This window comes from Polaribacter sp. (assembly GCF_039939415.1).
GTDB lineage: Bacteria > Bacteroidota > Bacteroidia > Flavobacteriales > Flavobacteriaceae > Polaribacter.
The window spans coordinates 1-25541 of sequence record NZ_JBDVJE010000016.1 but is presented as its reverse complement, the minus strand read 5'-3'; the positions used below and the strand labels follow the sequence as shown (position 1 = coordinate 25541).

Below are 25541 nucleotides of genomic sequence, written 5' to 3'. Positions count from 1 at the left end.
ATGAAAGCATTATTTGACACAGTTTCTTTTGAATGTAGTAAATTAGTTACAAAACAATATAGTACTTCATTTTCTTTGGCAGTAAATTTATTATCTCCTAAAATTAGAAAAGACATTTATAATATTTATGGATTTGTACGTTTTGCAGATGAAATTGTAGACTCTTTTCATGAGTATGATAAAGAATTATTAATGAATAACTTTGAAAAAGATTATTATTTAGCTATAGAACAAGGAGTTAGCCTGAATCCTATTTTAAATTCTTTTCAGCAAACAGTAAAAAGATATCACATTCCAGATAATATGGTGCAAGCTTTTTTAAAAAGTATGAAAGCAGACTTATATAAAACTACTTACCAAACAAAAGAAGAGTATGATGCATATATTTATGGTTCTGCAGATGTAGTAGGTTTAATGTGTTTAAAGGTTTTTGTTGATGGAGATGTAGAACGTTATAATGAATTAAAAGATGCAGCAATGCGTTTAGGTTCTGCTTTTCAAAAAGTAAATTTTCTACGTGATTTAAAAGATGATTATGAAGTTTTAAATCGTTCTTATTTTCCGAATATAGATTTAGGAGAATTAAATGCAGACTCAAAACAAATAATTATTAACGAGATTGAAGAAGATTTTGAATTTGCTTTTAAAAACGGAATTCATAAATTACCAATAGAAGCTAAATTTGGTGTTTATATTGCTTATAGATATTATAAAAGGTTATTAAAAAAGCTCAAAAAAGTGCCATCTGAAAAAATTATGGATACTAGAATTCGAATTTCAAATCCGATGAAAATTAATTTGTTAGCTAGAAGTTATGTAAAATATAAATTAAATATAATTTAATGGTATTTGCCTTAATTACTTTAGCAGTTTTTTTATTTATGGAGTGTGTAACTTGGTGTACACATAAATTTGTAATGCATGGTTTTGGATGGTATTTACACGAAGATCACCATCAACCAAAATACCAAGGTGTTTTCGAAAAAAACGATGCATTTTTTGTGGTTTTTGCAGTACCAAGTATTTTACTATTTTATTTTGGAACATATACAGAATATACATTTTTATTCTTTATAGGTTTAGGTATTTTATTTTATGGAATAGCTTATTTTTTAGTACATGATGTACTTATTCATCAACGTTTTAAATGGTTTAAAAGAACTAATAATTGGTATTTAAAAGGTTTAAGAAAAGCGCATAAAATTCATCACAAACATTTAGGTAAAGAAGAAGGAGAGTGCTTTGGAATGTTGTTTGTGCCTTTTAAATATTTTAAGAAAAAACAATGAGTAAATACTTATATCTCATATTAACATTGGGTAGTTTAAGTGTACCTTTATTGTATAGTATTTTTGAAAAAAAATTTCATTTTATACAATATTTCAAAATTGCTTTTTTAAGTATTTTATTAGTTGCTATCCCTTTTTTAATTTGGGATGGAATTTTTACAAAAAATGGTGTTTGGGGCTTTAATTCAGATTATTTTATAGGAATTAAATTTTTTAAAATGCCTTTAGAAGAATGGCTTTTTTTCTTTTGTATTCCTTATGCTTGTTTGTTTACGCATGAAGTTTTAAAATATTTATTTCCAAAGTTTAGGTTAAAAAAAAACAGCACTAAAATAGTTAGTTATGCACTAATTTTAATAGGGATTTTTATACTTTTTTTAAATTTCGGAAAATTATATACAACAATAAATTTTTTATTATTTATACCATTAATGGTATTTGGATTAAAATTTAAATTAAATATTCTACAAGAATATTTACCAAGTTTCCTTATCATTTTAATTCCTTTTTTACTTGTAAACGGGGTTTTAACAGGAAGCTTTATTGCAGAACCAATTGTTTGGTATAATAATAATGAAAACATGGGGTTTAGGCTGTTTACAATACCATTTGAAGATATTTTTTATGCTTTTAATCTATTGTTTTCTATACAATTAATATTTAATGGTTTTAAAACTAAAAAATATGTTTAAGAATAAATACTTACGTTTTATAATATTCTTTATTGTTAATTTTTTAGCATTAGGTTTAGGCGTTTTATTGATGAATAATGGTCCAAAAACAGAATGGTATACTAATTTAAATCAAGCTCCTTGGACACCTGTAAATTGGGTTTTTGGTGTTGCTTGGTCTACTATTATGTTTTGTTTTTCATTTTATATAACAAAGCTAACTTTAGAGTTTAACTATTTAGATAAGAGGTTAATAACGTTGTTTACAGTACAATGGTTTTTAAATGTTTGTTGGAATTTTGTTTTTTTTAATCAACATTTAACAGAATTAGGTTTGGTTGTAATCATTTTATTATGGTTGTTAATTGGCTATTTTACTTTTAATTATCTAAAAAAAATAAAATGGTATACTGTATTAATAGTACCATATTTAATTTGGATGACTATTGCAACAAGTTTAAACGCATACATCGTATTTTATAATTAAAAATTATGGCAAGAAAAAAAAATATTACAGCAAAAAAGATTATAGAAATTTATATGGATGAAGTTTTAATGGGAAAAAAATCATCAACCGTTTATGAGTTTTCAAAAACACATAATTTTGAAGAATCTGATTTTTATAAATATTTTAAAGATTTCAAAATATTAGAGAAAAAAATTTTTCAACTTTTTTGTACCAATACAATTCATTTATTGGTAGAAAACGAAGACTATAAAACGTATGATTCTAAAACAAAACTGTTAAGTTTTTATTATACTTTCTTCGAAATTTTAACATTAAATAGGTCTTATGTAATATTAAAATTAAAAGAGAATAAAAATAAATTAGAGTCTTTAAAATTGCTTTCTAAATTAAGAGAAGAATTCTTAATGTTCATAACTGCAGAAATTTATTCTGATAATTTCGATTTTAAAAATAAAACAATAAATAAAATTCAAGATAAAGGAATTAATGAAGCTGCTTGGGTACAATTATTATTTACTATTCAGTTTTGGTTAGATGATGAATCTCAGAACTTTGAAAAAACAGATGTTTTTATAGAAAAATCAATTACAGCAAGTTTCGACTTAAAAGACTTAACACCTTTAAAAAGTGTGTTTGATTTTGCAAAATTTATGTGGAAAGAAAAAATGCCAGCTTCATGAAAACATTAAACAAAATACCTACATCTAAAATACAAAGAGCATCTAAATTATTTTCAACAGGGTTAAAAGTTGGTGTAAATTATGCAAAGTATTATGGAGAAAAAATTGTAAAATCAGAAGAAGAAGCAAAAGAAAATCTAGATAAATCTAATGCTACAGATATTTATGATGGTTTAAAAGAATTAAAAGGATCTGCATTAAAAGTAGCACAAATGTTAAGTATGGAAAAAAGCATACTTCCTGGTGCTTATGTAGAAAAATTCTCTCTATCACAATTTTCTGTACCACCTTTATCTGGACCGTTAGTTGTTAAGGTTTTTAAAAATTATTTTCAAAAAACTCCCTTAGAAGTATTCGATTCTTTTACCTCACAATCTGTAAATGCAGCAAGTATTGGTCAGGTGCATAAAGCAACTTTAAAAGAAAAAGTATTTGCTGTTAAAATTCAGTATCCAGGTATTGCAAATAGTATTTCATCAGATTTAGCAATGGTAAAACCAATTGCAATGAAAATGTTTAATATAAAAGGAGAAGGTTCTGATGAGTATTTTAAAGAAGTAGAAAATAAACTTTTAGAAGAAACAAATTATAAATTAGAATTAGCACAAAGTAATGAAATTGCAAATGCTTGTAAGCACATACCTAATTTACAATTTCCAAAATATTACAATAAATTTTCTTCGGATAGAATTTTAACAATGGATTGGATGGATGGTGTTCATTTATCAGAATTTACAAGTACAATTTATGATGAAAAGATTGCAAATAAATTAGGACAAGCTTTGTGGGATTTTTATATGTATCAAATGCATGTGTTAAAAAAAGTACATGCAGATCCTCATCCAGGAAATTTTTTAGTTTCTAAAAATAATGAATTAATTGTGATAGATTTTGGTTGTATGAAAGAGGTTCCAGAAACCTTTTACAAACCTTATTTTGAATTAGCAGAAAAAGAAAATATAGATAATCCTCAATTTTTTGAAGAAAAATTGTACGAATTAGAAATTTTAAGAACAGATGATTCTAAAGAAGAAATAATATTCTTTAAAAATATGTTTTATGAAATGCTTTCTCTTTTTACAAAACCATTTCATCAAGAATCTTTCAATTTTTCTGATGAAGAATTTTTTAAAAGTATTTCAGATTTAGGGCAAAAATATGCAAAAAGTACTGAGTTAAAAAAATTGAATGGTAACAGAGGTTCTAAACATTTTATTTATATAAACAGAACATTTTTTGGGCTGTATAATTTAATGCACGATTTAAAAGCAAACAACATACTTGTAAATAATTTTAAAAACTTTTAATGCATTATAACAAAAAACAAATAGCAGAATTTCCGCATTTATTTAAAATTAATTTAATGAATAGTATTTCTGGATTTAAATCTGCAAACCTAATTGCTACAAAATCTAAAGACAATTTTACCAATGTTGCTGTTTTTAGTTCTGTAATGCATTATGGATCTAGTCCAGCAATTTTAGGTTTTGTTTTAAGACCCACAACTGTAGCTAGAAATACCTATAACAATATTAAAGAAACTGGTTTTTATACAATTAATGCTATTAATGGAGGTATTATTGATGATGCGCATCATACATCTGCTAAATATCCTTCTGAAATATCTGAGTTTGATAAAACCAATTTAAATTCTGAATATAAGAATGAGTTTTATGCACCTTTTGTAAAAGAATCTCCTTTAAAAATAGGAATGAAGTTTTTAGAAGAATACTTTATAAAAGCAAATGGAACAATCTTAGTTTTAGGAGAAGTTATAGACTTACATTTTGATGATGATTTGATTCTTAAGGATGGAATGTTAGATTTATCAGCAAAAAAAATAACCACAATTAATGGTTTAGATACCTATTTAATTCCAAAAGAAAAAATAAAATTAAGTTACCAAAGACCTAGATAATTAAAGCTTATTACAACTATTTTATATAGATATGACAGCAAAAGAAATAGATAGAATTATAGAGATGGCTTGGGAAGATAGAACAACTTTTGATGCTATTCAACATCAATTTAGAATTTCAGAAGTTAAGGTCATTATTTTAATGAGAAATAATTTAAAACCATCTAGTTTTCGTTTGTGGAGAAAAAGGGGTCAAGGAAGAAGTACAAAGCATCAAGCAAAAAGAACATTTATAAAAGGAAGGTTTAAATGTTCTAGGCAAAACACAATTTCTAACAACAAAATTTCTAAAAGATAAAAACGAAAAAAATATGAAAACTATTCTTGTTGTAGGAGGTAGTAGTGGTATAGGAAAAGCAATTATTAATAATTTAATAGATACGCATAAAATTATAAATATTAGTAGATCTAAACCAAATGAGCAATTAAATTTAACACATTATTCTTGTGATGTTTTAATAGATGAACTTCCTGATTTAGAAGAATTAGATGGTTTAGTTTACTGCCCAGGAAGTATTAATTTAAAGTCGTTTTCTAGATTAAAAATAGAAGAATTTACAGAAGATTTTAATATTAATGTTTTAGGAGCAATAAAAGTTTTAAAAGCCTATGAAAAATTATTAATAAAAAATAATGGAAGTGTTGTTTTATTTAGTACAGTTGCTTCTTTTTTAGGGATGCCTTTTCATGCAAGTATTGCAACAAGTAAATCTGCAGTAGAAGGTCTAACCAAATCTTTAGCAGCAGAATATGCTACTAAAGTTAGATTTAATGTAATTGCACCTACAGTAACAGATACACCTTTAGCTGCACGTTTGTTAAGAAATGATAAACAAAAAGAAAATTTAGAAAATAGACATCCATTAAAAAAATATTTGAAACCAGAAGAGGTAGCAAATTTAGCTAGTTATTTATTATCAGACTTATCTTCTGCTATTACAGGACAAATAATACCAATAGATGCAGGAATAGTGAGTGTTAAAATGTAAAGATGAATCAATTATTAATAATTATAACATTTTGATTTATGAATAATGACACAATATTGTTTGATGAAAGCAATAAAAATAATAATTGGTTTACTGTAAACGACACAGTAATGGGAGGTATTTCTAGTTCTAAATCTTTAATAACAGAAAAAGGGAATCTTATTTTTTTTGGGGATGTTTCAATAGAAAATAATGGCGGTTTTACAATGATTAAAATGCCTTTAAATATTGATTTTTCTGATAAAAACTCTCAACTCATTATAAAGTTAAAAGGAGATGGTAAAAAATATCAGTTTAGAATTAAATCAAAAATAGATCAGAAATATTGGTATATACAATCTTTTCAAACACAAAAAGAAATAGAAGAAATAACTTTAAATTTATTAGATTTTTATCCTTCATTTAGAGGTTGTAAATTAAATAAAGAAAATTTTTCAGGTAATACTATTAAAGAAATTGCCATATTTATAGGAAACAAGAAAAACGAAAAATTTGCTTTAGAAATAGAAAAAATTTATATTAAATGATTCAATTAAAAAAACATTCGGGTATTTATACCCTAACTACAGAACAAATTTTAAATGTGCCTTTAAAAGAAGCTTGGTGTTTTTTTAGTGCTCCCCAAAATTTAGAAAATATTACTCCAAAACATATGGGGTTTACCATAACTTCTAAAGTTGATAAAAAGGCATATAAAGGCCAAATTATTACTTATAAAGTTGGTATTTTACCAGGGATAAAAACAAATTGGGTAACTGAAATTACACAAGTAAAAGATAAAAGTTTTTTTATTGATGAACAACGATTCGGACCTTATAAAATGTGGCATCATGAACATTGGTTTGAGGATTTAGAAAACGGTAAAACATTAATGAAAGATAAAATTTCATATAAAATTCCATTTGGATTTTTAGGCCATTTTGCTCAGTTTTTATTTATAAAAAAACAATTAAAAACAATTTTCGAACATCGATTCATAACGTTAGAAAAACTTTTTAATGAATAAAAAAAATACATTTTTTTGGTTTCGAAGAGATTTAAGATTAGAAGATAATGTAGCTTTAAATAAAGCCCTAACATCAGGAAACAAAGTAATTCCTATATTTATTTTTGATGAAGAAATTTTAGATAAATTACCCAAAGATGATGCAAGGGTTTCTTTAATTTATAAAGCATTATTAGAACTAGACTTAAAATTAAAAGAAAAAGGATCATCGATATTAATAAAAAAAGGAAATCCCTTAGAGATTTGGAAAAACCTGGCATCAGAATTTACAATTCATTCTGTTTATACAAATAAAGATTACGAACCTTATGCCTTAAAAAGAGATGATAAAATACGTAAGTTTTTAAACTCTAATAACATTAAATTTTTAAGATTTAAAGATCAAGTTATTTTTGAAGAAAATGAAGTTTTAAAAAATGATGGTTTGCCATATACCGTTTTTACACCATATAAAAATAAATGGCTTCAAAAGTTTGATAAACTAAATGATACTACAGATTTTAGAATAGATTTTTCTAGTTTTTATAAGTTTTCTACTAATTTTCCACAGATAGAAACAATAGGTTTTGTAGAAAGTCTAATAAAATTAAAACCATACAATTTACACAATCTTTATAATTATGATGAAATTAGAGATTTTCCATATTTAAATAAAACATCTAATTTATCTCCATACTTACGATTTGGTTTGGTAAGTGTTCGTAAAATGGTTCAATTAGCTTTAAAAACAAATGCTACTTTTTTAAATGAACTCATTTGGAGAGAATTTTTCATGCAAATTTTATTTCATTTTCCTAAAGTAGTTACTCATAATTTTAAGAAGAAATATGATGTAATTCCTTGGAGAAATAATGAAGAAGAATTTAAATTATGGTGTAGAGGAGAAACAGGTTATCCTTTAGTTGATGCAGGAATGAGACAATTAAATGAAACAGGTTACATGCATAATAGAGTTAGAATGATAACTGCTGGCTTTTTATGTAAGCACCTATTGATTGATTGGCGCTGGGGAGAAGCTTATTTTGCAGAAAAGTTACTAGATTATGAATTATCTGCTAATAACGGAAATTGGCAATGGGCTGCAGGAACAGGCTGTGATGCAGCTCCTTATTTTAGAGTTTTTAATCCAGAAACACAATTAAAAAAGTTTGATAAAGATTTACAATATGTTAGAAAATGGGTGTTAGATTTTGATGAGTTAACCTATGCTAAACCAATTGTAGAGCATAAGTTTGCTAGAGAAAGGGCAATTTCTACTTATAAAAAGGCATTAAATAGCTTCTTATAAGTAGAAATTTTAACTCAAAATGAGTTTTTTAATTTTTAGGATATTTCTCAGCAATTTTATCTAAAGATAAATTATGGATACTACCTACATGAGAATGTTGTTTTCCTAAATCTGGCTTATACGTTCCTGCTTGTACTTGACCACCAATTTGTTGATAGGCTTCTCTAAAAGACATTCCTTCAACTACTAAATTATTGATGCTATCAACCGTAAATAAATATTGATATTTTTCATCATTCAAATCAATATCTTTTACAATTACTTGTTGTATAGAATAATTAAAAATGTCTAAAATATCTTTAACATCTTCAAAAGCTGCAATAATATTCTCTTTTAATAATTGAAAATCTCTGTGATATCCTGTTGGTAAATTATTCGTAATTAATAACATTTCTGAATGTAAAGCTTGAATTTTATTACATTTTCCACGGATTAATTCAAAAACATCAGGATTTTTTTTATGTGGCATAATGCTACTTCCGGTTGTTAATTCATCAGGAAAAGTTATAAAACCAAAATTCTGACTCATATACAAACAAACATCCATTGCAAAACGAGCCATTGTATTACACAATCCGCCTAAAGCAGCAGCAATTGAGCGTTCGCTTTTCCCTCTACTTAATTGAGCAGCAACTACGTTGTATTTTAAAGTTTCAAAATCTAATTCTTTAGTAGTTAATTCTCTATCAATAGGAAAAGAAGAACCATAACCAGCAGCAGAACCTAAAGGATTTTGGTCTACAACTTTAGAAACTGCATTTAATACATAAACATCGTCGATTAATAATTCAGCATACGCAGAAAACCACAATCCAAAAGATGATGGCATGGCAACTTGCAAATGTGTATAACCTGGTAATAATGAATCTTTGTGAGTTTCTGCAAGGTTTAATAAAGTATCAAAAAGTGATTTTACTTTATCATTTACAACGGCTAAATTCTCCTTGTAATACAATTGTAAAGCCACTAAAACTTGATCGTTTCTAGAACGAGCAGTATGAATTTTTTTACCAACTTCGCCTAATTTATTGGTCAATTCCCATTCAATTTTAGAATGTACATCTTCAAAAGAAGGTTCAATTACAAAGGTTCCGTTTTCTATATCCGTTGCTAATTCTTGCAAACCTCTTTTTAAATCTGTTAATTCATCAGTAGTAATAATTCCTATAGATTCTAGCATAATTGCGTGTGCTAAAGAAGCCTGAACATCATATTTTGCAATGTGAATATCAATTTCTCTATCGTTACCTACTGTAAAGTTTTCTATTTGTTTATCTATTGAAAATCCTTTGTCCCAAAGTTTCATATTTTTTATTGTTTTTTGCTGTCATTTTGAGCGAAATGTAATGAAGTCGAAAAATCTTTTTAATTTAGATTTCTCCACAAGGTCGAAATGACAACTTATATTATTTTATATCTATTTAAGCAATTACACGATTCAATAATTCAACATAAACCTGTATTCCTTCTTCAATTTCTGCCAAATATATAAATTCGTTTGCAGAATGAGAACGTGTGCTATCTCCAGGACCTAATTTTAAAGACTGACAAGATAATACTGCTTGATCTGAAAGTGTTGGCGATCCATAGGTTTCTCTTCCCATTGCAATTCCGGCTTTTACTAAATTGTGTTCTGTAGAAATACAAGACGAATTTAATCTTACACTTCTTGGTGTTATTTCTGTGCAAGGTGATTGTTCTTGTAAAATTGTTGCAATTTCTTGATTAGAATACGCATCGTTTACACGAACATCTACTACTAAATCTACATGAGCAGGAACTACATTGTGCTGTTTACCCGCATTTATTTGAGTAACTGTCATTTTGACATCACCCAAAGCATCAGAAGATTTTTCAAATTCATAATCTTTAAACCACTGTAAAACTTCAATTGTATTATAAATTGAATTGTTATCATTTGGATGAGCAGCGTGACTTGGAGTTCCTTTTACAACTGCATCAAAAACCACCAAACCTTTTTCTGCAACCGCTAAATTCATTAAAGTTGGCTCACCAACAATAGCAACATCAATATGTGGAATTATTGGCAACATACTATTCAATCCATTTGGTCCGCTATTTTCTTCTTCTGCAGAAGCTACAATTACCAGATTGTATTTCAAGTTTTCTTGAGCATAAAAATTGGTAAAAGTTGCAATTAAAGATACCAAACATCCACCAGCATCATTAGAACCTAAACCAAATAATTTACCATCTTCTACAAATGCTTTTAAAGGATCGTTTGTGTAAGCTGAGTTGGGTTTAACAGTATCGTGATGCGAGTTTAATAATAAAGTTGGTTTGCTTTCATCAAAATATTTGTTGGTTGCCCAAACGTTATTTTTAGTTCTTTTAAACGGAATTTCAAATTCAATAAACCAAGCTTCAATTAAGGCCGCAGTTTTGTCTTCTTCTGTAGAAAAAGATTGCGTTTCAATTAAACTTTTTAAAAGTGAAATTGCTTTTTCTGTTAATTTTTCAATAGTCATCATTATAATGTAATTGTTGTAAAATTATCGTTTTCTTTTGTTAGCATTGCTGTATTACCAATATGAACTTTTTGCACGCCATTGTTAAGCGCATCAAAACAATTGTCTAATTTCGGAATCATTCCATCAGAAATAATTCCGTTTTCTAATAACTCTTTATAGGTATTAGAATTGATGTTTTTAATTACCGAATTTTTATCAGCAAAATCTTGTAAAACACCATTTAATTCAAAGCAATAGTATATTGATGTATCATAAATATCACTCATTCCAACACCAATGGTACTTGCAATTGTGTCTGCATTTGTATTTAATAATTGTCCATTTCCATCGTGAGTAATGGCACAAAAAACAGGTGTAAAATCTGCCTGAATTAATTTGTCAATAGAGTTAGAAGCTATTTTTTTTACATCACCTACAAAACCAAAATCAATATCTTTTACAGGTCTTTTGTCTGATTTTATACTGTTGATATCTGCACCAGTTAAACCAATTGCATCTACTTGTAAAGCTTGTAATTTAGCCACCACATTTTTGTTGACTAAACCTCCATAAACCATTGTAATTACTTCTAAAGTTTCAGCATCAGTAATACGTCTACCATTTATCATTTTAGATTCAATACCTAATTTTGATGCAATATGTGTAGCACGTTTTCCACCACCATGAACTAAAATTTTATGTCCTTCAAGGTTAGAAAATAGTTGTAAAAAAGCATTTAAAGAAGTTTCATCTTCAATGATATTTCCTCCTATTTTTATGATTGATAGTTTTTTCATTTTTTTGTATTCGTCATTGCGAGTTTACGAAGCGATCTCCTAATTATTTTCTAATATTTTCTTTAATACTAATTGCGCAGCATAACTTCTGTTATTTGCTTGTTCAATAACCAAAGAACTATCAGAATCTAGAACAGCATCTTCAACAACAACATTTCTTCTAACAGGCAAACAATGCATAAATTTAGCATCTCTAATTTTATCTTTTGTGATGGTCCAATTGTCATCAACATCTAATATTTGACCATAAGATTCGTAAGAACTCCAGTTTTTTGTATACACAAAATCAGCGTCTTTAAAAGCTTCTTCTTGATTGTGATAAATAGGTGTGTCTTTTGTTATTTCCAGATTTAGATTATATCCTTCTGGATTTGCAATTACAAAATCAACATCCATTTTTTGCATTGCTTGGGTAAAACTATTGGCAACTGCGTGTGGCAACGCTTTTACGTGAGGCGCCCAACTTAAAACCACTTTCGGTTTGTTTTTTACAGTATTTTCTGCAATGGTAATTGCATCGGTTAATCCTTGTAAAGGATGACCAGTTGCACTTTCCATACTAACAATTGGTACAGAAGCAAATTCTACAAACGAATTTAAAATTTGCTCAGATTCGTCTTTTTCTTTGTCTGTTAAACTCGGAAAAGCTCTAACAGCAATTACATCACAATATTGAGAAACCACCTGTGCAGCTTCTTTAATATGTTCTGCAGTATTACCATTCATTATTGTTCCATCTCCAAATTCTATTCCCCAAGCATCACCAGAAACATTCATTACTATAGGATCCATTCCTAAATTTAAAGCCGCTTTTTGGGTGCTTAAACGTGTACGTAAACTTGAATTAAAAAATAATAAACCTAAAGTTTTGTTTTTACCTAATTCTTTGTTTGCTAACGGATTTGCTTTAATTTCTTTGGCTTCTTCAATCCAAGAATTAATATTGTCTATGTCGTTTATGGATGTGTAATTCTTCATGTTTTTATTTTAACAATGGATTTAAGTCCATTGCAATTGATAGTTTTATTTTATTTTGGTAAACGGAGCTGTATTATTCATAGCATTCACTATAAAATTATCTTCTAGACCGTTTACAATCCATGTTTCTATATTTGCTCGTTTTCCTAATGCAGCAGCTTCAATTTTAGATTCCATTCCTCCAGTTCCATGAGAAGATTTAGAACTAACTACTTCATTTCTTAAATCTTCAAAATTAGTAACTTCTTTTATAGTTTCTGGATTATTATTTTTGAAAGACTCTTTTGTGTAAATTCCGTTTGTATTTGTAGCAATAATCAACAAATCTACATTTAACAAAGTAGCAGTTAAAGCTGCCAATTTATCATTATCACCAAATTTAATTTCATCAGTGGCAACAGTATCATTTTCATTAATGATAGGAATGTAATTATTGTTTACCAAAACATTAATGGTATTTACAATATTAGTTTTACTTTCTTTTTTTTCAAAATCTGAATAGGAGAGTAGGCATTGAGAACTTAATAAACCATATTCTCTAAAAATTTCTTGATAAATTCTGATTAAATGAGGCTGACCAATAGATGCCAAAGCTTGTTTTACAAAGACATCTTCTTGTTTACTTTCTAATTTTACAAACTGTTTGGCCACTGCAATAGCACCAGAACTTACAATAATAAATTCGCAAGAATCTTTAAGTTTTGCAATTTGACTAGCAATATCTTCAATTTTACCTCTAGAGATATTATTGGTTTCTTTAGTTAAAGTATTAGAGCCTATTTTAAGTAAAATTCGCTTCTTTTTTTGCATATTATCTTATTTGTCCATTTCCATGAATGTACCACTTATTAGTTACCAAATGTTGTAAACCAATTGGTCCACGTTGGTGTAATTTATCTGTACTAATTGCTAATTCTCCACCTAAACCTAACTGACCACCATCTGTAAAACGCGTAGATGCATTATGATAAACAGCAGCAGTATCTACGTTTTCCATAAATAATTTTGCTTCGGTTTCATCTTTAGTAATGATTGCAGCAGAATGACCTCCAGCATATTTGTTAATCATAGAAATTGCAGCTTCATTGGATGAAATTTCACCAATTACAATTTTGTAATCTAAAAATTCTTCGTACCAAACTTCGTTGGATGAAATTTGTTCTAATTGATGATTTCTAGCCACAATTTCATCACCTAAAACTTTTATTTTAGCTTCTTGTAGTTTTAAATTTAACTGATTGATAAAAGTTGATTTATCAGCCAAATTTTCATCAATTAAAACTTTATCAACAGCATTACAAGCAGAAATTTTCGATTTTCCGTTTAAAATGATGTCAATTGCAATGTCTAAATTGGCTTCTTTAGAAACGTACACAAAATTGTTTCCACGACCACTAATAATAACAGGACAAGTTGCGTGTTGTTTTACAAAAGCAATTAAACGTTCTCCTCCTCTTGGCACAATTAAATCGACTTTTTGCGTTGGTTTTTCTAAAAAAGCTTGCGTTTCTGTTCTGTTAAATTGTAAATATTCTACCCAATCAGTACTCGCATTGTGTTGTTTTAAAGCTTTGTGCCACAATTCAACAATTTTTAAATTAGAATGTAAAGATTCTTTACCACCTTTTAAAAGAATTTTATTACCCGATTTAAAGGCAATTCCTGCAGCTTCTACTGTTACATCTGGTCTAGATTCATAAATGATTAAGACCGTTCCAAAAGAAGCAGTTTTGTTATAAACTTGCATACCATTATCATGCTTAAAACGAAAGCGTTCTACACCAACAGGATCTGCTTGTGATGCTAAATGTTTAGCAGCTTTAATCATTTCATCAACTTTTACATCATCAGCTTTTAAACGATCGAACATAGAAATGTCATTTCCTTTATAAGCTTCTAAATCTGTTTTGTTAATATTTATAATAGCTTCTCTTTCTTTATCAAGAAGTTCTGCCATTGTTAGTAAAACAGCATTTCTAGTTTCTATAGACAATAGTGTATTCATTATTTTTCTTTTCTAATCTTCTAAGACATCAACTAATGCTTCAAAAAACTGATTGATATGATCTTTTCTTACAGTTAGTGGAGGTAAGATTCGTAATAATTTTTTATTCATTGCTCCACCAGTAAAGATTTGATAATCGTAAATTAATTTCTTGCGCAAATCTCCAACTTCAAAATCAAATTCTAATCCTAACATTAAACCTTTTCCTTTAACTTTTTTAATTTGCGGAATTGTTTTTGCAATTTTTATAAAATAACAAGACATTTCATTTACATTATCTAATAATTTTTGTTCTTCAATAACATCTAAAACAGCTAAACCAGCAGCACAAGCTAAATGATTACCTCCAAATGTTGTTCCTAACATTCCAAATTTTGCTTCAATACTTGGATGAATTAAAATTCCTCCAATAGGAAAACCATTCCCCATTCCTTTTGCAATAGAAATAATTTCTGGAGTAACATTGTAATGTTGAAAAGCAAAGAATTTACCAGATCTTCCATAACCAGATTGTACTTCATCAGCAATTAAAAAAGTATTATTTTCTTTGCACAGTAAATCAACTTCTTCAAAGAATTCTTTTGTAGCTTCATCTAATCCACCAACACCTTGAATAAATTCTACAATAACTGCACAAACATCGCCTTTTTCAAGTTCTGTTTTTACGCCATCAATATCATTTAAATTTAAAATAGTAACTTTTTGTTGTGCGTTAATTGGCGCAATAATATTTTTATTATCTGTTGCAGCAACAGCCGCAGAAGTTCTACCATGAAAACCGTTTTTAAAGGCAACAACTCTAGATTTCCCTGTTTTAAAAGAAGCTAATTTTAATGCGTTTTCATTTGCTTCTGCACCAGAATTACATAAAAATAACTCATAATCTTTACAACCTGAAGCATTTTCTAAAGTATCTGCAAGTTTTTTTTGTAAAGGATTTTGGATTGCATTTGAATAAAAACCTAATTTCTTTACTTGGTTAGAAATAGCATCAACATATTTTGGATGTGCATGTCCAATAGAAATTACAGCATGACCTCCATATAAATCTAAATATTCTCTTTTATTTTCGTCGTAAACATATACTCCTTTTCCTTTTACAGGAGTAACATCATACAAAGGATAAACATTAAATAATGGCATAGCTTTAGTTTTTTATTTGGTTAATTTTATCAAAAGATTTATTAATTCCTTGAATTAAAGAAGAGCTTAAACCTTGGTGTTCCATTTCATTTAAACCTTCAATTGTACAACCTCCAGGAGTTGTAACTCTATCTATTTCTGCTTCTGGGTGTTTGCCAGATTCTTTTAATAAGGTTGCAGCACCAAAACAAGTTTGCATAGCTAATTCATGTGCTTCATCTGCCTCAAAACCTAATTGAATTGCACCTTGAGTTGTTGCACGTATTAAACGCATCCAAAAAGCAATTCCGCTTGCACAAATAACTGTAGCAGCTTGCAGTTGTTCTTCAGGAATTACCATAGAACGACCTAAACTATTAAAAATAGTTTTGGCTAATTCTATTTTTTGTTTTCCTTTTTCATTTGCAGAAAGGCAAGTCATAGATTGCCCAACAGAAGCAGCTGTATTAGGCATTGCTCTAATTGTATAATGCTTATTTCCAATTATATTTTCAATTTTAGCTAATGAAAAACCAGTAATAACAGAAATTACAATTTGATCTTTTTTAAATTTATATTTTAAATGATCTAAAATATCTTTTAAGTGTCTTGGCTGAACAGCAAAAATTAAAATATCAGAATTTCTTACAGCTTTTACATTATCAGAAGTAATAATTACTTCTTTGTAAACATTAAAATCACTAAGAGAATCTGTATTTCGTTTTGTTAAATACAAAGTATGTACAACGTTGTTTTTTAACAAACCTTTTGCTATAGATTGACCTAAACTTCCTGCTCCAATAATTGCTACTTTCATAATTTTTTTTTTTCGCGTTACCTAAAGGTCGCGCTTTACATTATATTTTTTTTTTCGTACCTCCAAAAAGGATGTCTTTTCAATCGCTAACGCAATTGCTTACTATTAAAAATAATTTGCTTTTAAATTTAAACCAAGAGTTTCTTTAAAACCATACATTAAATTTAGGTTCTGTATTGCTGCACCAGAAGCTCCTTTAAGTAGATTATCTATAGTACTTGTTATTAATAATTTATTTCCGTGTTTTTCTAATTGTACCAAACATTTATTTGTATTTACTACTTGTTTCATAAATATGCTTTCATCAGAAACTATTGTAAATGCTGCATCTTTATAAAAATCTTTATAAATGTTTTTAGCTTCTTCAAGAGAACCATCAAACTTTGTGTATGTAGTTGCAAAAATTCCTCTAGAAAAATCACCTCTATTTGGCATAAAGTTAATTTCTGAATTAAAATTTGGTTGTAAAAGATTAACAGTCTGATTTATTTCTCCTAAATGCTGATGATTAAATGCTTTGTAATGAGAAAAATTATTATCTCTCCAAGTAAAGTGTGTTGTTGCAGAAAGTGAAGTTCCTGCACCAGTTGCACCTGTAACAGCATTTATGTGAATATCATCTTTTAACAAACCGTTTGCTGCTAAAGGTAAAATAGCCAATTGTAAAGCCGTTGCAAAACAACCTGGATTAGCAATATATTGAGCTGTTTTTATAGCTTCTTTATCTAGTTCAGGTAAACCATAAACAAATTCTTTTCCCTCAAAATTTTTATCAGCAACTAGTCTAAAATCATTACTTAAATCAATGATTTTTGTATTATCAGAAAAGCTGTTTTTTCGTAAAAAAGCAGTTGAATTTCCATGGCCTAAGCATAAAAATAATACATCAACATCAGGGTTAATATCATTTGTAAAACTGATTTCTGTAGAACCAATTAAATCTTGGTGTACTTTATACAATTTGTTACCAGCGTTAGAAGTACTGTACACAAAATTGATATTTGTTTCTGGGTGATTTAATAATAATCTAATTAATTCTCCTGCAGTATAACCAGCACCTCCAATAATTCCTACTTCTAACATAATTATTTATTTACTTGTTGATATATTTTGTTCTGATTTCCTAGTATTTTAATAAACCCTTTTGCGTCATCAGCTGTCCAAGCTTTATTTTCTTCACCATATGTACTAAATGCACTAGACATTAAATCGTGATCAGAAACAATTCCGTCTAAAGAAAAATGATAAGGTTTTAAAGTAACTACAACATTACCAGAAACCATTTTTTGAGAACTTTGTAAAAAAGCTTCTGTATCTCTCATTACAGGATCTAAATATTGGCCTTCATGTAAATGCATTCCGTAGAAACTAGACAAATATTCTTTGTGTTGTAACTGCCATTTTGTTAAGTTGTGTTTTTCTAATAAATGATGCGCTTTTACGGTGATTAAAGCAGCAGCAGCTTCAAAACCAACCCTTCCTTTTGTCCCAACAATTGTATCACCTACATGAATGTCTCTACCAATAGCATAAGCAGATGCAATATTGTTTAAGTTTTCAATATTAACTTCTGGTGCATTTTTTTGACCATTTAAAGCAACAAATTCACCTTTATTAAAAGTTAATGTAACTTTTTCTTCACCTTCTTTTTCTAATTGAGAAGGATATGCTTCACTAGGTAAAGGTTTTTCTGATTTTAAAGTTTCTACACCCCCAATACTTGTTCCCCAAAGGCCTTTGTTTACAGAATATTTAGACTTCTCCCAATTCATGTTAATTCCTTCAGCTTTTAAATAATCTATTTCTTCTTGTCTAGTTAGTTTTTGATCTCTAATAGGCGTAATAATTTTTATACCTGGAGCCAAAGTTTGAAAAATCATGTCAAAACGTACTTGGTCATTTCCGGCACCAGTACTTCCATGAGCAATATATTCTGCACCAATACTTTTTGCATATTCTACAATTTCTATTGCTTGAATAATTCTTTCTGCACTCACAGAAAGTGGGTAAGTAGCATTTTTTAAAACGTTACCAAAGATTAAATACTTAACTACTTTGTTGTAAAAAGTGGCAACTGCATCAATATTTTTGTACGTGGTAACACCCATTTTATAAGCATTACTTTCTATATGGTTTATTTCTTCGGTTGTAAACCCTCCTGTATTTACACTTACAGCATGTACTTCGTATTCTTTAGATAAACTTACAGCACAATAAGATGTGTCTAATCCTCCACTATATGCAATAACTAATTTTTTCATGATATTATTTTTTATTCTTTTTTAGAAATAAGTTTTGTTTCATTTTTTTAAGTCTCTTAAAGACATTTTCTTTGACCTCTACAGGTTTTTCTTTTTCATTTTGTTTTTTGGGATCAAATAACATACCTGTGCATAAACACATTTTTCTGTTTGTTCTTGTTAATACATCATAATTCTTACAAGTTTGGCATCCGTCCCAAAAGCTTTGGTCGTCTGTTAATTCAGAGAAAGTTACAGGTTTGTATCCTAAGTCACTGTTTAGTTTCATTACTGGTAAACCAGTAGTGATACTAAAAACTTTTGCATTTGGATATTTCTTTCTAGAGTGTTCAAAAATTTTAAGTTTAATTTTTTTAGCTAAACCAATACCTCTGTAATCGGGATGTACAATTAAACCAGAGTTGGCAACAAATTTACCATGACCCCATTTTTCAATATAGCAAAATCCGGCAAATTTACCTTTGTCTAAAGCTATAACAGCGTTGCCATTTTCCATTTTGGCAGCAACATAAGCAGGTTTTCTTTTTGCAATACCTGTACCTCTCACTTGAGCGGCATCTTCTATGGTTTTGCAAATAATTTCTGCGTAAACTGTATGTGATTTATTAGCAATTACAATTTCCATTGCATTGTGTTTTTATTTTGTAAAATGTTGTTTGTTTTTGTCTTAAAGTAGAATCGGACTCACCTAAATTCCATAAATATCTAATACCCCAAAGGGCGAATAGAAAAACTGCGTTGTACATTATTGTTATTGTTTAAAATAACTAAAGTTTGTAAGTAAGTTTTGTAAGAAAGATTCAAAATAAAAAAATAAAAATTGTTAAATACTATAATAGGTAATAAGGAGGCTAAAGTAGAATATTAGCTACGTCGATTGCGTGGGCGCAAAACGGGAACTATTGTAGTACATAATTTATTTCTTCTTGAAGTAATCATGTTGCTAAAGTATATATTTTTTTAAACCTATTACCATAAGTCTACTATTTTTTTAGAAGTTTTATCAAATTTTAACAAAATTGGTTTTTGAGTTAAAAATTATTCTATTGAAAACCAATTTAAGGTTTTATTTCATAATTAGTTTTAATATAAATTAATTGAAATCATATCAATTTTAATAAAATTTACAATTCATCCTAAAAAAAATACAATTCGGTACTCTTTAATTTAAAAAAGGAAACTTCAGTTGCATATTTGTACCATAATTAACCAATAAAAACAAAATATTATGAAACTTATCGTAGCTCTTTTAGCAACAACAATGTTATTTATTTCGAATCAAATAACAGCTCAGACCAAAACAATAACAGCAACTGTAATAAATGTATCTTCAGATTCTGGTAAAGTAGGATTTGCATTATATAACAAAACAAATTTTAGATTGAAACCAATTAAAGCAACTTCATCTAAAATTGTTGACGGAAAAAGCATTGTAGAATTTAAAAATGTTGAAGCTGGAGAATATGCAATTATTTGTTATCATGATAAAAATGATAATAATAAAATGGATTTTCAATCTAATGGAATGCCTTTAGAAGATTATGGAGCATCAAACAATGTTATGAATTTTGGACCACCAAAATTTGAAGATGCTAAGTTTGCTGTTGAGGATAAAAATGTATCTTTAGAAATTAGATTTTAGTAAGCAATTTAAGAATACAAGTATATTGACAATGGAAAACCAAGAAATATTTACCATAAGAAGTGTTAAAAAAGGAGCAATTCTTTGTTTAAAGTTAACTATAATTTTTGGATTAATCTTCGGGTTTATATTTGGGCAAACTTCTTTAGAAGGTTTTATGTGGACTTTCTTAATATCTGGAATGTATTCTTTTGGAATTGGATTTGGAAATGGATTAATAAACAATTACTTAACTGTAAAGTGGGATTGGATAACACAAACAAATGAAAGAGTTTGGGCAGGTATTATAGGAACTGTTTTATATACAGTGCCAGTTGTATTATTAATAGATTATGTAGTTTTTGTTTTAATTAACAACAATTCTGGAGAGAACTTTTTTAAGGGAGACTTTATGTGGGTTCATTTGTTTTACATTGTACTTTCTTTAGGTATTTCTACCTTTTTACATGCTAGAGGTTTTATGATTAACTGGAAATCTGCTATGACCAAAGAAACTACAAAACAAGAAATTGTAGCTAAAACCGAAACAGCAAAGTTTGAATCTTTAAAAAACCAGCTAGATCCACACTTTTTGTTTAATAGTTTAAATGTGTTAACCAGTTTAATTGGCGAAAACCCAAATCAGGCAGAAAAGTTTACAACCAAATTGTCTAAAGTTTATAGGTATGTTTTAGAACAAAGAAATAAAGATTTAGTACCAGTAGCAGAAGAATTAAAATTTGCAAAAACTTACATGCAATTATTAGAAATGCGCTTTGAAGATGCTGTGAAATTTAATATTCCTGATTCGATAAGTAATTCGGAATTAAAAATAGTGCCATTGTCTTTACAACTTTTATTAGAAAATGCGGTAAAACACAATGTGGTTTCATCATCAAAACCATTAGAAATTTCAATTTACGAAGAAAATAATTATTTAATTATAGCAAATAATATTAACCCTAAAGAAGCTATAGGTAAAAGTACCAAAGTAGGTTTACAAAACATTGCAGATCGATATGGTTTAATAACAGACAAATCTGTTAAAATAGAAAATAATAACAAAACTTTTAAGGTGAGTTTACCTCTCCTTTATAAAATGAACAATATTATGTACTCAGAAGATTTAGAAAATAGTAACTACGTTAAAGCCGTAGAAAAAGTAGAAAAATTAAAAGAATTTTATCAAAATTTGGCTTCTTACTGTTTAGTAATTCCTTTTTTAATATTTATCAATTTAAGATTTTCACCACAATTCCATTGGTTTTGGTTTCCAATATTTGGATGGGGTATGGGCTTAGTTTTTCACTTCTTAGAAGTAAACAATTACAACATTTTCTTAGGTAGAAACTGGGAAGATAAAAAGATAAAAGAATTAATGGACAAAGAGAGTCATCAAAAAAGAAACAGGTAATGGAAAAAGAATTCTCTAAAGAACAAAAATATGTTTTGGCTCGTAAAAGAGTAGAAAAAATAGCAAAGTTCTATAAGCATTTGGCAATTTATATTGTAGTAAATATCTTTTTAAGTTGCATATTTATTGCAGGAGATATGAATGATGGAGACTCTTTAACCCAAGCAATTTTTTACAACAACAATTATAAAATTTGGTTTTATTGGGGTATTGGAATTATTTTTCAAGCTTTAAATACATTTGGTTTAAACCTGTTTTTTAATAAAGATTGGGAAGAAAGAAAAGTAAAAGAATACATGAACAAAAATGATTACAGAAATTAAAATGGAAGCAAATTTTACCAAAGAGCACAATTACTTAAAAGCAAAAAAAAGAGTAAAAGACATTAAAGGGTTTTATGTGCATTTGTTTGTTTATCTATTAACAATGCCTATTGTAATTATTGTAAATTTAATGTTTGTACCAGGCTTCCATTTCTTTTGGTTTGCTGTATTAGGATGGTTTATAGGTGTCTTTTTTCATTGGTTAGCTGTTTTTGGATTTAACAAAATAGGCTTTAGCAAAGAATGGGAAGAGAATAAGATTAAAGAATTTATGCAAGAACAAAATAAATATAACAAGCGTGGAAAATAATTATTTAAAAGAAGAAAGTTTTATTAGAGCAAAAAAAAGAGTAAAAGCAATTAAAGGTTTTTATGTGCACTTAATTGTTTTTATAATTGTAAACATATTTATAAGCGGTGTTATTATTTTTGGTTTAACACAAAGTGGATATGATTTAGTTGATACGTTTTCTAATTTCGGAGTTTATTCTACTTGGTTTTTTTGGGGAATAGGAATGTTTTTTCATTGGTTAGGAGTTTTTGGGTTTAAATCTATTGGTTTTGGCAGCGGTTGGGAAGAAAGAAAGATTAAAGAATTAATGGATAAAGAAGATGAAAAACGTAAAAATTTTAAATAATGGAAAATCTAACGGAACAAAAACTGTTTAAAGCAGAACAAAAAGTAAAAGAAATTAAAGAGTTTTATAAAAACGTTGTTATTTTTATTATTGTAAATATGTTTTTAACGTTTGTTTGGAAATTTTCTTTTAAAATATTTGGAGATTTTGTAATAAGTAATCATTTTAATGAAGACGGATTTGTACACATACCAATTTGGTTAATTTGGGGTTTTTTCTTACTATTTAGTGGTTTAAAAACATTTGGCTATTTAAATATTTTTGGAAAAAATTGGGAAGAAAGAAAAATAAAAGAATTTATGAATAAAGATTAATACTTTATTTAAACAACTAACAACCAAAATAAAAAAAATGAATGTATTAATAATTGAAGATGAAAAACCTGCTGCTAGAAGGTTAAATAGAATGTTGGCTGAATTAGAAATAGATGTTCAGCAAATGTTACATTCTGTAGAAGAATCTTTAAATTGGTTACAAAACAATGAGCATCCAGATTTAATTTTTTTAGACATTCAGCTTTCTGATGGTTTATCATTTGAAATTTTTGAAGAAATTGAAGTAAAATCTGCTATTATTTTCACCACTGCTTATGATGAATATGCATTAAAAGCATTCAAATTAAATAGTATTGATTATTTATTGAAACCTTTAGATGATGATGAGTTAAAAGTGGCAGTAGATAAGTTTAAAGAAAATCAGCCAAAGCAAACAGATGTGCAGGTTAATTTAGATGATATTAGAAAGTTATTAATTAATCCTGTTGATAGAAAATTTAAAAAACGATTGACTATTAAAGTTGGTCAGCATATAAAAATTATTCATATTGATGAAGTAGATTGTTTTTATAGCGAAAACAAATCAACCTATATTCATACCAAAGAAAACCGAAATTACTTGTTAGATCATTCTTTAGAAAACTGGCAAGAACAATTAAATCCAGAGCATTTTTTTAGAGTAAATCGTACATTTATTGTGCATATAAATGCAATTAAAGACATAATAGCCTATTCTAATTCGCGTTTAAAATTGGTTTTACATTCTTATAAAGATTCAGAAATTATTGTAAGTAGAGAGCGTGTAAAAGACTTTAAAAATTGGATTGACTAACACAGTCAGTTTTTGTTTTTTATTACTTTTTTGGTTTTGAATTGAGTTTGTTTTTAAATTCGCTAACTTATAAAAAAAAGCAGGAGATTTTCTCCTGCTTTAAAATTGTATTTAGATTTTTTTATTTAGTTATATATAAACTTAATGAGATACTGTTAAGTTTTTAATTCCAACTAGTCCATAAGAACCGTTAAAACTACCTTCCTGTACAGATTGTAAGTAATTACCTATTTTAAAGTAGCTACCATTACCTGCTGTATTTAAAGTTCTTCCAAAAACTTCACTTCCATTAATTTTAACAGAAACTCTATCATTGCTAAAAATTAATTGAAAATCATATGAAGTATCTAAAGAATAACCAGTAAAACTTTCACTACCACCACCTTGTGTTTCTGTAATGTATCCACTAATTTTTAATTTTACAGAACCACTTGTTTGACCAGCAGAACCGTCAAATTGTAATCGTATTAAGTCATCTACATCTACACCATCACTATTTGTACCACTAGGTCCATGAATTTGTGCAAAACATAAAGTTCCAGTAGTTCTGTCTTCATTATCATCAGAGTCATAACCAATTGGTAATTGGTCTACTCGAACTGTAAATGACATTGTATGAGTTCCATTATCACCATTCCAACTAGCATTACTTCCGTTAATACGTTCACGTAATTCAACTCTAGGATTTCCAGAATTTGCAGATCCACCTAAACCACGGTAACATTTAAAATATGCCCATCCGTTATTTTCATAAAAGTAGTTACTATTACTCCATGTAGAAATATTTCCATTTACTTGGCTCATTACATCGTCATAATATGTTGCAGAAGAACTTGGTGTAGCTGTAAATCCATTTAATTTCCAATCATCGTTATCAATATTTAAAACTCCTCCTGGAGTACTACTATTACCGCTTCCAGAACCAGAACCACCACCAGTAGTTCCGCCAGTTCCATAAATTTCTAAGTCTAAAACACTATTCCAATCACTTACGCTATTTCCTTTAAAAGTAAGTCGTAAATAACGAGTATCCATATTGCTTAAGTCAAATTCTTCATGTGACTCTGTGTTTCCTGATGAAGTTTTACCACCTTTTTTTGTATATGAAGATCCATTACTACTTTCTAGATAATCGAAAGAAGTAGTTCTTTCATCTCCTTTATGTAAAGCTAGTTTTATGTAATCTACTCTAACAACAGTACCAAAATCGATATCTACATGAACTGAGTTACCGTAGCCAGACCATCTTGTAGACATAGAATTATCATCTATATTTCCAATAGGATTAGCGGATTGTTGTGTTGAAGCAGATATACTATTGTAACTTAATTGTACAGAATTTGAAGATTTTGCTAATAAATCTGAACTTAATAATTCTTTTTTACCTGTATTAGAAGCATCTTCTTCTAGTAAAATTGTTTCTTCTGTATTACAACTAGAAAAAAGCAGGATTGTAATTGATAAAAATAAATATACTGTTTTTTTTAAATTTAATAATTTCATTTTTTAGGGTTTTTTTTAAATTTTAATTAATTTTTCTTTCATACTAAATACAATTTTTATTGGTTATCCAATTTGGATAACCAATCTGGTTTTCCAAATATAATGATAATTTAATAAATATTTAACACTTTAATTAATAAATTATATTTTTTAATTCATTTTTTTATGAATATA

The 25541-nt window shown here is 28.0% G+C and carries 31 protein-coding genes; 19 read left to right on the top strand and 12 right to left on the bottom strand.

Annotated features, from left to right (window positions below; all coding sequences use genetic code 11):
• Genes ABJG40_RS03150 through ABJG40_RS03095 form a run of 12 tightly spaced genes read left to right on the top strand, consistent with a single transcriptional unit; the run spans position 1 to position 8310 of the window.
• On the top strand, positions 1-843 hold the full coding sequence (locus ABJG40_RS03150; RefSeq protein ID WP_348023130.1) for a phytoene/squalene synthase family protein: 843 nt from the start codon (positions 1-3) through the stop codon (positions 841-843).
• Entirely contained in the window at positions 843-1289 is a 447-nt protein-coding gene (locus ABJG40_RS03145) for a carotene hydroxylase (RefSeq protein ID WP_348023129.1), read from the top strand. Before ABJG40_RS03150 ends, ABJG40_RS03145 begins: the two co-directional genes overlap by 1 nt.
• Positions 1286-1981 (top strand): lycopene cyclase domain-containing protein, encoded by a 696-nt coding sequence (locus ABJG40_RS03140; RefSeq protein WP_348023128.1) that lies wholly within the window; start codon positions 1286-1288, stop codon positions 1979-1981. Before ABJG40_RS03145 ends, ABJG40_RS03140 begins: the two co-directional genes overlap by 4 nt.
• Positions 1974-2447: a TspO/MBR family protein gene (locus ABJG40_RS03135; protein ID WP_348023127.1), complete on the top strand. Its 474-nt coding sequence runs from the start codon at positions 1974-1976 to the stop codon at positions 2445-2447. Before ABJG40_RS03140 ends, ABJG40_RS03135 begins: the two co-directional genes overlap by 8 nt.
• 5 nt (positions 2448-2452) lie before the next feature.
• Positions 2453-3109 (top strand): TetR family transcriptional regulator C-terminal domain-containing protein, encoded by a 657-nt coding sequence (locus ABJG40_RS03130; protein WP_348023126.1) that lies wholly within the window; start codon positions 2453-2455, stop codon positions 3107-3109.
• Positions 3106-4416 (top strand): lipopolysaccharide core heptose(II) kinase RfaY, encoded by a 1311-nt coding sequence (locus ABJG40_RS03125; protein WP_348023125.1) that lies wholly within the window; start codon positions 3106-3108, stop codon positions 4414-4416. The genes ABJG40_RS03130 and ABJG40_RS03125 overlap by 4 nt, the downstream gene beginning before the upstream one ends.
• Positions 4416-5027: a flavin reductase gene (locus ABJG40_RS03120; protein ID WP_348023124.1), complete on the top strand. Its 612-nt coding sequence runs from the start codon at positions 4416-4418 to the stop codon at positions 5025-5027. The genes ABJG40_RS03125 and ABJG40_RS03120 overlap by 1 nt, the downstream gene beginning before the upstream one ends.
• Positions 5028-5058: 31 nt before the next feature.
• Positions 5059-5325 carry a TIGR03643 family protein gene (locus ABJG40_RS03115; RefSeq protein ID WP_348023123.1) on the top strand — a complete coding sequence of 89 codons (267 nt, stop codon included), beginning with the start codon at positions 5059-5061 and terminating at the stop codon, positions 5323-5325.
• Positions 5326-5338: 13 nt separating this feature from the next.
• On the top strand, positions 5339-6016 hold the full coding sequence (locus tag ABJG40_RS03110) for an SDR family oxidoreductase (RefSeq protein ID WP_348023122.1): 678 nt from the start codon (positions 5339-5341) through the stop codon (positions 6014-6016).
• 38 nt (positions 6017-6054) lie between these two features.
• The gene (locus tag ABJG40_RS03105; protein ID WP_348023121.1) at positions 6055-6543 is read left to right on the top strand and encodes a CIA30 family protein; all 489 of its coding nucleotides are present in this window, start codon (positions 6055-6057) and stop codon (positions 6541-6543) included.
• Positions 6540-7022 (top strand): SRPBCC family protein, encoded by a 483-nt coding sequence (locus tag ABJG40_RS03100; RefSeq protein ID WP_348023120.1) that lies wholly within the window; start codon positions 6540-6542, stop codon positions 7020-7022. The genes ABJG40_RS03105 and ABJG40_RS03100 overlap by 4 nt, the downstream gene beginning before the upstream one ends.
• Positions 7015-8310: a deoxyribodipyrimidine photo-lyase gene (locus ABJG40_RS03095; RefSeq protein ID WP_348023119.1), complete on the top strand. Its 1296-nt coding sequence runs from the start codon at positions 7015-7017 to the stop codon at positions 8308-8310. Before ABJG40_RS03100 ends, ABJG40_RS03095 begins: the two co-directional genes overlap by 8 nt.
• Before the next feature lie 28 nt (positions 8311-8338).
• Here ABJG40_RS03095 and argH read toward each other — a convergent pair whose 3' ends face one another.
• The 11 genes from argH to ABJG40_RS03040 all read right to left on the bottom strand — a co-directional run bounded on the left by argH (position 8339) and on the right by ABJG40_RS03040 (position 19386).
• Positions 8339-9616, bottom strand: a complete 1278-nt coding sequence (gene argH, locus ABJG40_RS03090) for an argininosuccinate lyase (protein WP_348023118.1) — start codon at positions 9614-9616, stop codon at positions 8339-8341.
• A gap of 115 nt (positions 9617-9731) precedes the next feature.
• Positions 9732-10799 (bottom strand): M20 family metallo-hydrolase, encoded by a 1068-nt coding sequence (locus ABJG40_RS03085; RefSeq protein WP_348023179.1) that lies wholly within the window; start codon positions 10797-10799, stop codon positions 9732-9734.
• Positions 10800-10801: 2 nt separating this feature from the next.
• Positions 10802-11578, bottom strand: a complete 777-nt coding sequence (gene argB / locus ABJG40_RS03080; RefSeq protein WP_348023117.1) for an acetylglutamate kinase — start codon at positions 11576-11578, stop codon at positions 10802-10804.
• Between the two features lie 39 nt (positions 11579-11617).
• On the bottom strand, positions 11618-12556 hold the full coding sequence (locus ABJG40_RS03075) for an N-acetylornithine carbamoyltransferase (RefSeq protein ID WP_348023116.1): 939 nt from the start codon (positions 12554-12556) through the stop codon (positions 11618-11620).
• A gap of 45 nt (positions 12557-12601) precedes the next feature.
• Positions 12602-13366 (bottom strand): glutamate 5-kinase, encoded by a 765-nt coding sequence (proB, locus tag ABJG40_RS03070; protein WP_348023115.1) that lies wholly within the window; start codon positions 13364-13366, stop codon positions 12602-12604.
• A 1-nt stretch (position 13367) separates the two neighbouring features.
• Entirely contained in the window at positions 13368-14561 is a 1194-nt protein-coding gene (locus tag ABJG40_RS03065) for a glutamate-5-semialdehyde dehydrogenase (RefSeq protein ID WP_348023114.1), read from the bottom strand.
• A 12-nt stretch (positions 14562-14573) separates the two neighbouring features.
• Positions 14574-15704, bottom strand: coding sequence for an aminotransferase class III-fold pyridoxal phosphate-dependent enzyme (locus tag ABJG40_RS03060; protein ID WP_348023113.1), 1131 nt, complete (start codon positions 15702-15704; stop codon positions 14574-14576).
• 4 nt (positions 15705-15708) lie between these two features.
• On the bottom strand, positions 15709-16500 hold the full coding sequence (proC, locus tag ABJG40_RS03055) for a pyrroline-5-carboxylate reductase (protein WP_348023112.1): 792 nt from the start codon (positions 16498-16500) through the stop codon (positions 15709-15711).
• Between the two features lie 105 nt (positions 16501-16605).
• Positions 16606-17583, bottom strand: coding sequence for an N-acetyl-gamma-glutamyl-phosphate reductase (gene argC / locus ABJG40_RS03050; RefSeq protein WP_348023111.1), 978 nt, complete (start codon positions 17581-17583; stop codon positions 16606-16608).
• Positions 17584-17585: 2 nt separating this feature from the next.
• Positions 17586-18761 (bottom strand): argininosuccinate synthase domain-containing protein, encoded by a 1176-nt coding sequence (locus tag ABJG40_RS03045; protein WP_348023110.1) that lies wholly within the window; start codon positions 18759-18761, stop codon positions 17586-17588.
• Between the two features lie 4 nt (positions 18762-18765).
• Positions 18766-19386: a GNAT family N-acetyltransferase gene (locus ABJG40_RS03040; RefSeq protein ID WP_348023109.1), complete on the bottom strand. Its 621-nt coding sequence runs from the start codon at positions 19384-19386 to the stop codon at positions 18766-18768.
• Between the two features lie 603 nt (positions 19387-19989).
• Between ABJG40_RS03040 and ABJG40_RS03035 the strand changes: the two genes are divergently transcribed.
• Genes ABJG40_RS03035 through ABJG40_RS03005 form a run of 7 tightly spaced genes read left to right on the top strand, consistent with a single transcriptional unit; the run spans position 19990 to position 23864 of the window.
• Positions 19990-20403 carry a DUF2141 domain-containing protein gene (locus ABJG40_RS03035; RefSeq protein ID WP_348023108.1) on the top strand — a complete coding sequence of 138 codons (414 nt, stop codon included), beginning with the start codon at positions 19990-19992 and terminating at the stop codon, positions 20401-20403.
• A gap of 31 nt (positions 20404-20434) precedes the next feature.
• The gene (locus tag ABJG40_RS03030; RefSeq protein WP_348023107.1) at positions 20435-21796 is read left to right on the top strand and encodes a 2TM domain-containing protein; all 1362 of its coding nucleotides are present in this window, start codon (positions 20435-20437) and stop codon (positions 21794-21796) included.
• On the top strand, positions 21796-22119 hold the full coding sequence (locus ABJG40_RS03025; RefSeq protein WP_348023106.1) for a 2TM domain-containing protein: 324 nt from the start codon (positions 21796-21798) through the stop codon (positions 22117-22119). Before ABJG40_RS03030 ends, ABJG40_RS03025 begins: the two co-directional genes overlap by 1 nt.
• Positions 22103-22429, top strand: a complete 327-nt coding sequence (locus tag ABJG40_RS03020) for a 2TM domain-containing protein (RefSeq protein WP_348023105.1) — start codon at positions 22103-22105, stop codon at positions 22427-22429. The genes ABJG40_RS03025 and ABJG40_RS03020 overlap by 17 nt, the downstream gene beginning before the upstream one ends.
• On the top strand, positions 22419-22757 hold the full coding sequence (locus ABJG40_RS03015) for a 2TM domain-containing protein (RefSeq protein ID WP_348023104.1): 339 nt from the start codon (positions 22419-22421) through the stop codon (positions 22755-22757). The genes ABJG40_RS03020 and ABJG40_RS03015 overlap by 11 nt, the downstream gene beginning before the upstream one ends.
• A complete protein-coding gene (locus tag ABJG40_RS03010; RefSeq protein WP_348023103.1) occupies positions 22757-23071 on the top strand; it encodes a 2TM domain-containing protein in 315 nt (104 codons plus the stop codon). Before ABJG40_RS03015 ends, ABJG40_RS03010 begins: the two co-directional genes overlap by 1 nt.
• A gap of 37 nt (positions 23072-23108) precedes the next feature.
• The gene (locus ABJG40_RS03005; protein WP_348023102.1) at positions 23109-23864 is read left to right on the top strand and encodes a LytTR family DNA-binding domain-containing protein; all 756 of its coding nucleotides are present in this window, start codon (positions 23109-23111) and stop codon (positions 23862-23864) included.
• Between the two features lie 141 nt (positions 23865-24005).
• Here ABJG40_RS03005 and ABJG40_RS03000 read toward each other — a convergent pair whose 3' ends face one another.
• On the bottom strand, positions 24006-25367 hold the full coding sequence (locus ABJG40_RS03000) for a polysaccharide lyase family 7 protein (RefSeq protein ID WP_348023101.1): 1362 nt from the start codon (positions 25365-25367) through the stop codon (positions 24006-24008).
• Between the last annotated feature and the right edge of the window lie 174 nt (positions 25368-25541).